This is a genomic window from Streptococcus sp. SC1, from assembly GCF_030272855.1.
In the GTDB taxonomy this organism is placed as follows: domain Bacteria; phylum Bacillota; class Bacilli; order Lactobacillales; family Streptococcaceae; genus Streptococcus.
The window spans coordinates 207,582-219,031 of record NZ_JAQCMU010000003.1 but is presented as its reverse complement, the minus strand read 5'-3'; the positions used below and the strand labels follow the sequence as shown (position 1 = coordinate 219,031).

Annotated in this window: 11 protein-coding genes; all 11 read right to left on the bottom strand. The window is 41.8% G+C overall.

Annotation, left to right across the window (positions count from 1 at the left end; genetic code table 11):
• Nucleotides 1–194: 194 nt before the first annotated feature.
• A complete protein-coding gene (locus tag PAN94_RS06325; protein WP_285875164.1) occupies nucleotides 195–866 on the bottom strand; it encodes a CPBP family intramembrane glutamic endopeptidase in 672 nt (223 codons plus the stop codon).
• A gap of 413 nt (nucleotides 867–1,279) precedes the next feature.
• Nucleotides 1,280–1,822, bottom strand: a complete 543-nt coding sequence (locus tag PAN94_RS06320) for a GNAT family N-acetyltransferase (RefSeq protein WP_285875163.1) — start codon at nucleotides 1,820–1,822, stop codon at nucleotides 1,280–1,282.
• A 302-nt stretch (nucleotides 1,823–2,124) separates the two neighbouring features.
• Nucleotides 2,125–3,069, bottom strand: coding sequence for a HEPN domain-containing protein (locus PAN94_RS06315; protein WP_285875162.1), 945 nt, complete (start codon nucleotides 3,067–3,069; stop codon nucleotides 2,125–2,127).
• 216 nt (nucleotides 3,070–3,285) lie between these two features.
• Nucleotides 3,286–4,656, bottom strand: a complete 1,371-nt coding sequence (gene rlmD, locus PAN94_RS06310) for a 23S rRNA (uracil(1939)-C(5))-methyltransferase RlmD (RefSeq protein WP_285875161.1) — start codon at nucleotides 4,654–4,656, stop codon at nucleotides 3,286–3,288.
• Nucleotides 4,657–4,838: 182 nt separating this feature from the next.
• A complete protein-coding gene (locus tag PAN94_RS06305; protein ID WP_285875160.1) occupies nucleotides 4,839–6,176 on the bottom strand; it encodes an LCP family protein in 1,338 nt (445 codons plus the stop codon).
• Nucleotides 6,173–7,021, bottom strand: coding sequence for a prephenate dehydratase (pheA, locus tag PAN94_RS06300; protein WP_285875159.1), 849 nt, complete (start codon nucleotides 7,019–7,021; stop codon nucleotides 6,173–6,175). The genes PAN94_RS06305 and pheA overlap by 4 nt, the downstream gene beginning before the upstream one ends.
• Nucleotides 7,018–7,494 (bottom strand): shikimate kinase, encoded by a 477-nt coding sequence (locus PAN94_RS06295; RefSeq protein ID WP_285875158.1) that lies wholly within the window; start codon nucleotides 7,492–7,494, stop codon nucleotides 7,018–7,020. Before PAN94_RS06295 ends, pheA begins: the two co-directional genes overlap by 4 nt.
• Nucleotides 7,487–8,770, bottom strand: a complete 1,284-nt coding sequence (gene aroA, locus PAN94_RS06290; RefSeq protein ID WP_285875157.1) for a 3-phosphoshikimate 1-carboxyvinyltransferase — start codon at nucleotides 8,768–8,770, stop codon at nucleotides 7,487–7,489. The genes PAN94_RS06295 and aroA overlap by 8 nt, the downstream gene beginning before the upstream one ends.
• A gap of 210 nt (nucleotides 8,771–8,980) precedes the next feature.
• Nucleotides 8,981–9,172 (bottom strand): DUF3272 family protein, encoded by a 192-nt coding sequence (locus tag PAN94_RS06285; protein WP_285875156.1) that lies wholly within the window; start codon nucleotides 9,170–9,172, stop codon nucleotides 8,981–8,983.
• Nucleotides 9,173–9,210: 38 nt separating this feature from the next.
• Nucleotides 9,211–10,875 carry a DNA polymerase III subunit gamma/tau gene (gene dnaX, locus PAN94_RS06280; RefSeq protein ID WP_285875155.1) on the bottom strand — a complete coding sequence of 555 codons (1,665 nt, stop codon included), beginning with the start codon at nucleotides 10,873–10,875 and terminating at the stop codon, nucleotides 9,211–9,213.
• Nucleotides 10,875–11,372 carry a free L-methionine (R)-S-oxide reductase MsrC gene (gene msrC / locus PAN94_RS06275; RefSeq protein WP_285875154.1) on the bottom strand — a complete coding sequence of 166 codons (498 nt, stop codon included), beginning with the start codon at nucleotides 11,370–11,372 and terminating at the stop codon, nucleotides 10,875–10,877. The genes dnaX and msrC overlap by 1 nt, the downstream gene beginning before the upstream one ends.
• Nucleotides 11,373–11,450: the final 78 nt, after the last annotated feature.

The window sequence follows — 11,450 nt, the reverse complement described above, 5'->3', positions numbered from 1 at the left end:
AGTATATCACTTTAAAAAAATGATTGCAAGGTATTGTTTGGGTACATAGTAAAAAGCCTTGAGGTCAAGGCTTTTACTAATTTTAGATTTTTTAAGAAGCTTACTCTATACTTACATGAACCATATTACGCAAGAAATGTATGCGACAGTTATCATCTCTATCCTAGAGTGAAGTCCATAGTTAAGTAGATATTTTACATATGAAACATTAGAAAAACAATACCTATTGTATTGGCCAGAATATGTGACAAGGTTGTAATCAAACAATTTTTAGTCTTTTTATAAATAATGGAATAGATGATACTATCAACAAAAATCATCAAAACATCATAGCTAACAAGTTCAAAACTTCCACTAGCAATATGAGCTACCGCAAACAATAAAGACGACACAATAGCACAAAGCCAGAATGGAAGAATTGTCATTGACTTGCCAAGAAAGAAACCTCGCCATGCGATTTCTTCTCCTAAAGCCGCAATTATTACTTGAACCATAAGGAGTGGTATTTTATCGAAAGATAACATAGAATCCGTTCTTCCAACAATATGACTGGTGAATGCACCCTTAAATACCAAATCGCCAATAATCAACGTTGCTACAGCGGTTCCTATCGGGAGTAAAACCAAAATAATTACCCCTTGTTTTTTCAGATCATCAAAAAATGATTTAAAGCGCAAACCTGATTCTATATGTGATTTTTTATCAAAATGTTCAAGAACAAAGAAAAAGAGAATACCAATCAGTACGGTGAGACCTGATAAAGAAAGTTCAGGTATTATCTTTGTCAAAGACAATACTGCCATTAGAAACAAACCAATGATTGTAGTATATACAGACTTTTTATCTATTTTAGCAAAATCAGGCATAAATATTTCTCCTTAACGTTAGTAGGGCGACATGGTTATTCTTTTGTTGAATAATATAAATCCAATTCTCGAATCGGAATCAATATTAACAAATCTTACTTTATAACAATTTTTTGTATCTTGAATTATCAAATTAAGTGCACAATTCAAGACTAAAAAAACTTTCTCCAAAAGGTTTCTAGGGTTTCACGAGCAAAGTTGCACACTCAGCAATTCGCTGTTGTCCATGAGAGGAATATCTCTTCTACTTCGCTGATGAATCAGCTCGTACAAGCAGTGATGCTGCCTAAACATGAAACGAGTGAACACTAAGTATGTCAACTGAACCTGTCTGTATGTGGAAACATATCTATAAACCTTTTAACGATAGCAAAAGGTTATCGTTAAAAGGTATTACCTTGACAAATTGGGATTTACTTAAATGAAATCCACTCTGCCTTTGATAGGCAGGTTATGTGTTCTGTGCGAAGAACACCTTCCAATGCACATGTAACGTTCTCTTTTGTATGATGATAAAGGAAACCACATTTTTCCTGAACTCTATTTGACTTTGTATTGCCGTCAAAATAACCGCACCACATTTTCTCCAAATTCAGGTCATCAAATCCATGTCTCATCATCTCACGAACTGCTTCTGGTATAAGACCCTGACCCCAATACGAAACTCCTATCCAGTAACCAATCTCCACCTCAGTATCAGGAATACCTATATTACTTGCAGAGCCAATCATCAATCCTATGCTACCCACTGGCTGCATTGTTTCTTTTAAAACTATAGCGTATGTCTCAGGTGCGGAAAAATAACTTTTTATAATCTCCCTACTGTTTTCAACACTGGTATGTACAGGCCAACCTGCAATCAGACCAACCTCTGGATTACTGGCATATTGGAATAAATCATTGACATCTCTTTCTTCCCATGGGCGAAGAATCAACCTTTCTGTTTCTAAAATCATTTTTTTCTCCTTAAATTCCAAATGTTTAAAAATTTGCTAAAAATGATTGATTTTTACGATTTTACTCCTTGTATCAACGCTACTGCCTCAACATGTGCAGATAGCAAGTTCCTCTACTATAGAACGAAAACATAAGGTGTAACATAATCGTAACCCTCATACGGTATCCTCGTCATTAAGCTACTCCTAGAGCTATAGCCTCATTACGGAGATGTTAGAAATCTGCCACAGTCGGTTACCAACACTCAACCATAATCGTCATAGTTTCTCTGTTTACATCTGAGTCCATAAGTTATTTCCCATTATGACCACAAATCATTATCAAATTTCTTACTTTTTAAATAAACTTGCTCAAAATTAACTCTAAAAAAGGCTAAGGTAATCAATTGTCGTGATAAATACTCTACATCTCCTAAATCATCAGGTGACACATTAACCTTATTGCCGTGAGCTATATCGTTCCTAATTTTAACAAGTTGCTGAATTCTTTTACTATCTATTTTAAGTAAGGTTGATTTTGTAGAACTACCATCATCCAAATTATTTGTAATACTGCTTAGCGCTAGAACTATGCGTCTGTGATTTATTCTCTCAAGGCTATTATTTAATGTTGAGTTTAGCTCTCCAGCCAATTCATTAAGGGTTTCTTGATCGAAAAACGTATTATCAAAATTCGACAAAAACAATTTCTCTAAGAAGTCCTTTGTTAATGCTTTTCTTGACTCACTAGAAGACCCTGTAAAAATTTTAGTATTATCAAGTCGCAATTTTGCTACACGTTCAATAGGCTTAAAGTACATAAAGAACTGTTCTTCACTGTGATTTCTATAGTCATGTAATGCTCCAGTAGAACACATCTTCATCAATGATAAGATTTCATCCCTGCGCTTTCTATTTGCCTTGTGATTCAATTTACGATCTATGGTAGAAAGTCTTTCAAGCCATTCAGATACTGAAGGATTTTCTAATTGTTTTTCATTTAAATTTTCGTCAATTTCCTCGAAACTATAATTAAAAGTTGAAAGAGGTAAAGTAGTAAAAAATGATAATAGAATCAGAGATTCATTAATATTTTGTTTCTGGTCAGAAGTAATCTTTAAATAGTGACTATCATTACTGTTCACATACTTTATCTTACATTTCCAAAACGATATCACTGCTCCATTTGGTAATTGCAACCTAGTACTCCAAACATCATTAAGATCATCATAAAAATCATTGAAATCAATAGTTACAGCATATATCATTATTTTATTCACCTTTTCAGTATTCGTTTTTCACTCAACATCATAACATAAGAATGCAAAAAATGCTACAATCAAAGCTTTTCATTATCCCTTTCGTTACAAAGTTTTTACAATTTCACCATCAATCCTACACACTCGACGGTTCGCTGTTCCCGTAGCGTTTCGTCGTAAACTCCTTACTCTACGACAGCTATCGCATAGACGGAACATCTACTTCTACTTCGCTGATAAATCAGCTCGTACAAGCAGTGCTACCGCCTCAACATGATGCGTCTGCGGAAAGAGGTCAACTGGCTGTACTTTCTTCAGTTCGTAGCCCAGTTCTTGATAGAGTTTGATGTCACGCGCCATGGTGGCAGGATTGCAGGAGATATAGACAATCCGCTGGGGCTCCATGCTGACACTAGAAGTGATAAAGCTCTCTGTCAAGCCCTTGCGCGGCGGATCGACCAGGATGACATCCGCCTTGATTCCCTGATCCAGCCAAGTTTGGATAGCTTGTTCTGCAGGGGCGCAAATATAACTAGCATTGGTGATGCCGTTGAGCTCTGCGTTTCGCTGACTATTTTCCACGGCCTCAGGAATGACCTCGACTCCATAGACCTGCTGGACTCGGTCAGCCAGCGACAGGCCAATAGTGCCAATACCCGAGTAGGCATCCAGCACAATATTCTCTTTTTTAAAATCAGCAAAGTCAAAGGCCGTCTGATAAAGCTTCTCCGCCATCTCAGTATTGACTTGGTAAAAGGCTGGTGCAGCAATCTGGAACTGCTTGCCCAGCATGCTGTCAGTGATAAAGTCTTGGCCATATAGTGTCCGAAATTCCCGACCGAAAATGGCATTGCCCTGCTGGTCGTTGATATTTTGCATGATGGACTTGATAGCTGGGAAAGCCTCTGTCAAACGTTCAACCAGCTGCTCTACTCGGAAGATCTTAGGCCGACTGGTCACCAAAATCACCATAATTTCACCCGAATAATGGCCACGGCGAACTACGAGGTTCCGGATCAGGCCAGTACCTTCCTTTTCATCGTAAGGCTTGAGATCAAAGCGGCGCAGCAAGTCGCGTACAAAAACGATGACTTGGTCGATAACTGGATCCTGAATATAAAAGTCCTCAATCGGCAGGAGGTCATGAGAATTTTTACGGAAAAAGCCCGTTTCTAGCTGGCCATTGACACGACGAACTGGCACCTGTGCTTTATTACGGTAGGCCAGTGGCTGATCCATGCCCAGTGTTTCCAGCACTTCCACGTCCGAAATGCCAGCAATTTTATAGAGACAGTCCTGCACCTGCTTGCCCTTGAAAGCTAACTGAGCTGGGTAGGCCAAGTGCCCTAAATCAGCAATTCCAGTCCGCAAATAGGCCAAATCGACATGCTCATTGCGCTGGTCAGACTTTTTCACAAATTCCTCAACTCGTCCAAAGCCGATTTTTTTATTGACCTTGAGGACGCGCATGCGAATCACTTCACTCGGCAGGGCATTTTCAATGAAAAAGACGCGGCCGTCTACCTTGGCTACACCCGCTCCCTCATGACTCAGATCTACAATTTCTACTTCAATAATATCGTTCTTTTTTAACATTTCTTTACTTTCTAATCAATCTTGCGCTCAACTGCAATGATACTAAAGCAGGGAATCACAGGATTTTCTACTGTTTATTTCTTTCTTCCTATTGGAAAAGATGTTCACATTTCTGCTCTGCTATTTTCCAAAAAGAAAGGGAAGAGACAAAATCTGCCACTTCCCATTATATCATAAGAGCCCTATCTTAAGCCCATTTGTTTCAATCTTTCTTTATAGGCTTCAAAATCAATCAAGAGTCCTTGACCACCATACATATCATAGGTGTCCGTCCAATCGCCTAGTTCTGGTATAGTGAGGCGCTCTATCCCATTACGTGAATCAAGCACCAAGGATAAGCCTTGTGACCAAATAAAACTCTGAGGTACATTGGTTGAGGTTAAGGCAAAAACTTTTCCTAATGCTTCAGAGCCTGTAAAAAGCTTGGTAGGGTCTTTTATCTGCTGCATGATAGCAGTCAAGACTTCTTGCTGGCGGCGTGTCCGTCCAAAGTCACCCTCATCATCCTTACGAAAACGGGCATAGTTTAAGAGCGTTCGACCATCCATGTGCTGACGACCAACTTTGATGGTTTGAGTAGGAACGACTCCATCTTTCATGTTCAAATCATCTGGGACTTCCACTTCTGTGACTTTTTCACCATCAATGGTCGAAAACTTGGCATCCATAAATACACCATTTGGAAAGAGGGTGTCAATTGCAGTCGCAAAGGTGTTAAAGTCCACTAGAGCATAGTATTTAATGTCAATATCGAAGTTATCCTTCAAAGCTTGGCGCACTGCTTCAGCTCCACGATGATTGTCTTGTTCACCAAAAGTATAGGCGGAGTTCAATTTTTGATCATAATAATCATCATCCGTCGGCTCCGTGTAGGAATTGCTGACGCCGTCAATATGAATCAAGGTATCACGCATAAAGCTGACCAACTTCATTTTATGGTCTTTATTGCCAACGTTTAAAACCATAATTGAATCGGTCCGAGTCTCTGTTGAATTTTCTCCAATTCGACCGTCTGTCCCTAAAACAAGAATGTTGATTCCATCTCGAGCATCATGCCCATCAAAGTACTCAACATCAGCTGCTTTAAGATTTCCTGGTCTCGCTGTATTTAAGCCTTTGAAGAACATAAAGAGCATGCCAGAAACAACCAGAAGTACAAAAATCAGGAGCCACATCAGCACGCGCTTAGGACGAATTTTTTTGTAGGTTCTCGGAGTTTTCTGAGTTGATTTTTTCGTTTCTTGCTTTAAAGAATTGCGGGAATTCTTTTGACTTCTGCTAAGAGAACCTTTACCCGAGTATTTGGGTAACAAACCGGATGAGTCCGTCTTCGAATCCTCTGGAGAAGCCTGCACGGTCTGCTTGGTAGACGGCTTTTGCGCAACATCTGACCGTCCTTTCGACTTTTGGCGGAGGTAATTATACTCCTCTTTTTCATGTTCGTTAAGATAGTAATAGTTTGTATGGAGATAATCCAGCCTTAACTGCTCGTGTCGACTCAGATTTTCTGTTTCTCTCATCTCTGCTCCAATCTATAATCCTGAATCAGAAAAACGGGATAACTGCCTAGAATTTTAAAGGTGATACCAAGTGTAGCAAGCTCTTGGTAAGCGAAATCCACTAATTCTTTCCGTCCATTATCAATATCTATAATAAAGAAATATTCCCCTAGGGCTGTTTTAAGAGGGCGGCTTTCAATCTTTGTCAGGTCAATGCCACGCCAGGCAAAGGTTGATAAGGCCTTATACAATGCACCGGGCAGATTATCTGGTAAAGTCAGAGCCAAACTCTGCTTTTCCTCTTGCTTTAGAAGCTTAAGAGCAGGGGTGGTTTGTCCCAAAATCCAGAAACGAGTGAAATTTTCCTCCATTTCCTGAATATCTTGAGCCACCACTTGCAGACCATACTCAACTGCCGCAGTCCGCGGTGCGATAGCGGCAAAAGGTTGGTCAGGATGCTCTGCCACAAAGCGAGCCGCATAGGCTGTACTAGCTGTAATTTCAATCGCTGCTTCTGGATAATGCTGGCGAATATAGCCTTGCCCCTGAGCAAGCGCTTGAGGATGGGAAAAAACTTTCTCAATGGGCTTGTCCAAACTGGTCGCCAATAACTGCTGCTTAATAGGCTGAACAATCTCTGCTACCGCTTGAATCTCCGCCTGATGGAAAAGATAATCCAAGGTCTCATGGACACTTCCTTCAATCGAATTTTCCACGGGAACAACAGAATAATCCACCTCTTTCCCTTCATAGGCCTTCATCACTTCTGTGATGTTTTGATAGGGCACCAAGTCTGCTTGGGGAAAGGCTTCTTGAGCAACATGGTGGGAAAAAGATCCCTTGGGTCCTAAAAAAGCTACTTTCATTGAATTTCCTCAATAATTTCTTGTGGCGTTTTTCCTACCACGTCAATTGTCTGTGTCGCGACCGCCTCATAGAGAGCCTGCCGTTGTTCAAAAATCTCCTGCAAATCTGCCTTGCTCTTGGTCAGATACAAGGGGCGTTGATTTTCCTGATCTTGCTCAATCCGATGAAAGAGGGTCTCAAAGTCAGCTTTCAGATAAATATTTTGGGGATTTTTGGCTAATAAGTCACGGTTTTGGGGACTCAAGACAACACCGCCTCCCGTAGAAAGCACGACGTCCTGCTGGATACACTCAGCCAAAACTTCAGCTTCAATTTTCCGAAAGGCTGACTCTCCGTATTGAGCAAAATACTCTTGGATGGACATGCCGATCTTTTGGACAATCAGCTCGTCCATATCCAGAAAATCTGTTGACAAGGCTCTCGCAATCGTTGATTTTCCCGCTCCCATAAAGCCAAGTAAAATCTTAGCCATTCACCAAGCCCTCCAAGTCTGAAAAGAAGCTAGGATAGCTGGTATTGATAGCCTCTGCCCGCTCCAGCTCCACCTGACCATCCGAAACTAATAGAGCCGCAATCGCTGCCATCATTCCAATACGATGATCACCGAATGTATTGATGATTGCGCCATGAAGAGGCGTTTTTCCATCGATAATCATGCCATCTGCTGTAGGGGTAACGGCTGCTCCCATGCTATTTAAAGCATCTGCTACAACCTGAATCCGATCGGTTTCTTTGACTTTTAACTCCTCGGCATCTCGGATCACCGTTCTGCCCTCAGCTTGGGTGGCTAAAAGGGCAATAATCGGAAGCTCGTCTATCAAGCGCGGAATAATTTCTCCGCCAATCTCCGTTCCTTTCAGCTCAGAAGTCTCAACGGTAATCGTAGCGGATTTAGCCACCTCATCTATATTCGAAAGGGTCATCTTACCGCCCATTGCCTTGATAACATCAAGAATCCCTGTCCGAGTCTCATTGATTCCCACATTTTCAAGGACAATTTTAGAATGGGGCAGAATCAAGCCTGCAACCAGCCAGAAGGCTGCACTGGAAATATCACCAGGCACTCTCACTTCTTGCCCAGTAAAGGTCTGACCACCCTGCACACGGATTTCTTTATCCTTGACCTCAATTTGACCACCAAATTGAACAATCATGTCTTCTGTATGGTTACGGGTAATTTCCTTTTCAATAATGACTGACTCGCCTTGAGCCTGTAAAGCCGCAAAAATCAAGGCTGATTTGACTTGAGCGGAAGCCACTGGTAGCTGGTAATGGATAGGCTTTAAATCTTTTCGGCCATGAATGTGTAGTGGCGGTAAATCTCGTTCTGTCCGACCCCAAATATCCACACCCATTTGACTAAGAGGCAGGGTTAGCCGATCCATCGGACGTTTGGACAAACTATCATCCCCAAACATCTCTGCTGCAAAATCCTGACCTGCCAAGACACCTGAGATCAAGCGGATGGAGGTTCCTGAATTGCCCATGTCTAATTTATTGTGCGGCGCCTTGAGACCATCAAACCCAACACCGTGGATCTTGACAGTCTTTCCATCATCCTCTATCTTGACGCCTAAATCGCGAAAGACCTGCATCGTAGAAAGGACATCCTCACCTCTCAAAATATCGTGAACCACTGTAAGGCCCTTGGCCAAGCTCCCGAACATAATCGAACGGTGACTGATTGATTTGTCGCCTGGCACACGGATGCGACCATTCAGGCCTTTGGCCTCTGTTCTTAACTTCATAGATGCCCCTTTCAATTGCTATTAACTTCTATTTTATCATAAAAATAGCAATTTTCTAAAAAATTCTTGTATTCAATCCGACTTCTTCCTTCTTTCTACTTTTCTACATCATAAAAGAGGCTGCGACAATCGTCTCTCAGCCTCCCTTTATTCCTTGTCAAAACCACGAGAGTGCCAGATTCCTTCTCTAGTCATTCTCTGATTTAGCCATTATTTGTGTCCTAAATGCTTATCAATCTCATCCATAATTCGCCCCATCACATAGCTAATCTGCAGATTGCGACCAATCAAGATAGCCCAGAAAATAGCCATCAGATAGTCTTCAGACATGATTGCTTCATTAAAAAAGTACGTTTCTAAGGCTGTAAAAGCCGCCATTACAATAAATTGTCGTCTATTCATTCTTCCATTATAGCATGAAAAATCATAAAAATCTAAATTCAATCATCTTGAACAGTGATTTTTTCCGCTAGAAAATCAAAGCCCTCTGGTATCAATCTTTCTTCCTGCTTTTCAGCTACTTCTGCTTTATTGCTGCGACTTCTAGCTGAAAATTCTGCCCGAATCTGAGTCCAGTCCTCGAGAGAAATGGCCAGAATATCTGGTGAAAAGCCAGCAGCATTGCTCAGCAGATTTCCAAACATGGTATTGAGATTTTCTCTTTTCATGGTCTGCTCAGCGTTGAAATGAGACTCAAAAGCTAAAATAGCATGGTTTTCATTGGCTGCAACTGGCTGCGAACCAATAAGCAGCGCCTTGTCCGCTCCTGCCAGACTCTCGATGATTTCACCCCAAGCATTTTGCAGCTTGGTTAAATTGCTGCGAGCCAATTCAGGATTCTCCACCGCCTCTTCCAAGATGGCATTAACCTTATTGCGGTCTACGCGATAGGTCTTGGCTTTTTGAGGTCGTGCCTCTGTTTTCTTAGCTGCTGGAGCTGGCTGACTGCCGACATTGGCCAATTGCTGCTTGAGCTCTTGGATTTCCTGCTTGAGATTAGACAGTTCTTCTGCCAAGTTGTCAGGAATCTGGTCCAAACCTGTTTTTTCCTTGGCCAGTCGAATGGTCATCATTTCTGTATAAATCTTAGGTTGCAGGCTGTTCTTGATATCTGATAAACTCTTGGTCGCCATCTCAATCATGGCAAAGAGAGCATCCTGCGATGTCTTGAGATTTTCCAGAAAGAGCTCACTGGCATGAGTATTCTCCCCGCCAGTTTTAACAATGAGCAAATCACGAAGATATTGCAAGAGGTCCGTCACGAAGCGGGCCATATTTTTGCCACTGTCAAAAATCAGATTGAGATTATCCAAGGCTGCAACAGCATCATGAGCAATCAAGGCAGCTACATAGGCATCCAAAGCTCCCAAGCTGATAGAGCCTGTAATTTCTTCGGCAATGTCAGTAGTCAAACGATTTTCTTGAGTTAAGCTAAGAGCCTGATCAAGGATAGACAAGGCATCCCGCATACCGCCCTCGGCTCGACGGGCAATAATCTGCACACCTTCCTGCTCAAAGTCAATCCCTTCCTGTTCCAAAATCCACTCGATATGACCAATAATATCCTGAGTCTTGATAGACTTAAACTCAAAACGCTGGACGCGTGAAAGAATGGTCGCTGGAATCTTATGCAGCTCTGTCGTTGCTAGGATAAAAACCACGTTCTCTGTCGGTTCTTCCAAGGTCTTGAGCAAGGCGTTAAAAGCTCCAGTCGAGAGCATATGCACCTCGTCAATGATATAGACCTTATGCTTAGCTAGACTGGGTGCATAGGTAGACTTGTCCCGAATATCACGAATCTCATCGACACCATTATTAGAAGCCGCGTCAATTTCGATGACGTCTTCAAGACTCCCCTCAGTAATAGCCTGGCAGATATAGCAGTCATTGCAGGGCTCACCGTCCTTTTGATTCGGACAGTTCATTGCCTTAGCAAAAATCTTGGCAACACTGGTTTTTCCTGTTCCACGCGGGCCAGAAAAGAGATAGGCATGGCTGATTTTCCCTTGCTCCACAGCCTGCCGCAAAGTGGTGGCCACTACTTGTTGCCCAACCAGCTGACCAAAGGTCTGACTGCGGTACTTTCGATATAAAGCTTGATACATTAGGCTTTTTCTCCAAACATTTCAAAATTCCAAGTCGTCTTTTCAAGCAAAATCCGGACAAACTTTTCCAGATATTCCTGATCTACCTTATCATAATCACCCGTCAAGGCCGAGTCCAAATCTAGCACTCCCAAAAGGTGGCCATCTTTTACCATGGGCACCACAATCTCGCTCTTAGCACGGCTATCACAAGAGATATAGTTGGCATACTGGGTCACATCATCTACGATAATCGTCTGCTCTTTCTCAGCAGATTCCCCACAGACACCCTTGCCTAGCTCAATATGGACACAGGAAACACTGCCCTGAAAAGGCCCCAGAATCAGCTCACTCCCATCAAAAAGATAGAAACCAGTAAAAACCGAATGAGGCAGGGCTTGATTAAGCAGGGCACTAGCATTAGAAAGATTGGCCAAAGCATTGGTCTCGCCATCCAGCAAAGCTTCTAGCTGAGCCAGTAACAGTTGATAATTTGAAATTTTTTCCCTTTTATTCATACTCTCTATTATATCAAAAAGCCTGTCCTACAGAAGAAAAAATAAAATTTTTTTAGCTTCTTTTCTAGTCTGAGCTTC

Excerpts from the sequence above, each read along its gene's own strand:
- PAN94_RS06305 (WP_285875160.1), bottom strand. The coding sequence starts at position 6,176 with ATGAGAGAAACAGAAAATCTGAGTCGACACGAGCAGTTAAGGCTGGAT.
- pheA (WP_285875159.1), bottom strand. The coding sequence starts at position 7,021 with ATGAAAGTAGCTTTTTTAGGACCCAAGGGATCTTTTTCCCACCATGTT.
- PAN94_RS06320 (WP_285875163.1), bottom strand. The coding sequence starts at position 1,822 with ATGATTTTAGAAACAGAAAGGTTGATTCTTCGCCCATGGGAAGAAAGA.
- rlmD (WP_285875161.1), bottom strand. The coding sequence starts at position 4,656 with ATGTTAAAAAAGAACGATATTATTGAAGTAGAAATTGTAGATCTGAGT.
- aroA (WP_285875157.1), bottom strand. The coding sequence starts at position 8,770 with ATGAAGTTAAGAACAGAGGCCAAAGGCCTGAATGGTCGCATCCGTGTG.
- msrC (WP_285875154.1), bottom strand. The coding sequence starts at position 11,372 with ATGAATAAAAGGGAAAAAATTTCAAATTATCAACTGTTACTGGCTCAG.
- PAN94_RS06285 (WP_285875156.1), bottom strand. The coding sequence starts at position 9,172 with ATGAATAGACGACAATTTATTGTAATGGCGGCTTTTACAGCCTTAGAA.
- PAN94_RS06295 (WP_285875158.1), bottom strand. The coding sequence starts at position 7,494 with ATGGCTAAGATTTTACTTGGCTTTATGGGAGCGGGAAAATCAACGATT.
- PAN94_RS06325 (WP_285875164.1), bottom strand. The coding sequence starts at position 866 with ATGCCTGATTTTGCTAAAATAGATAAAAAGTCTGTATATACTACAATC.
- dnaX (WP_285875155.1), bottom strand. The coding sequence starts at position 10,875 with ATGTATCAAGCTTTATATCGAAAGTACCGCAGTCAGACCTTTGGTCAG.
- PAN94_RS06315 (WP_285875162.1), bottom strand. The coding sequence starts at position 3,069 with ATGATATATGCTGTAACTATTGATTTCAATGATTTTTATGATGATCTT.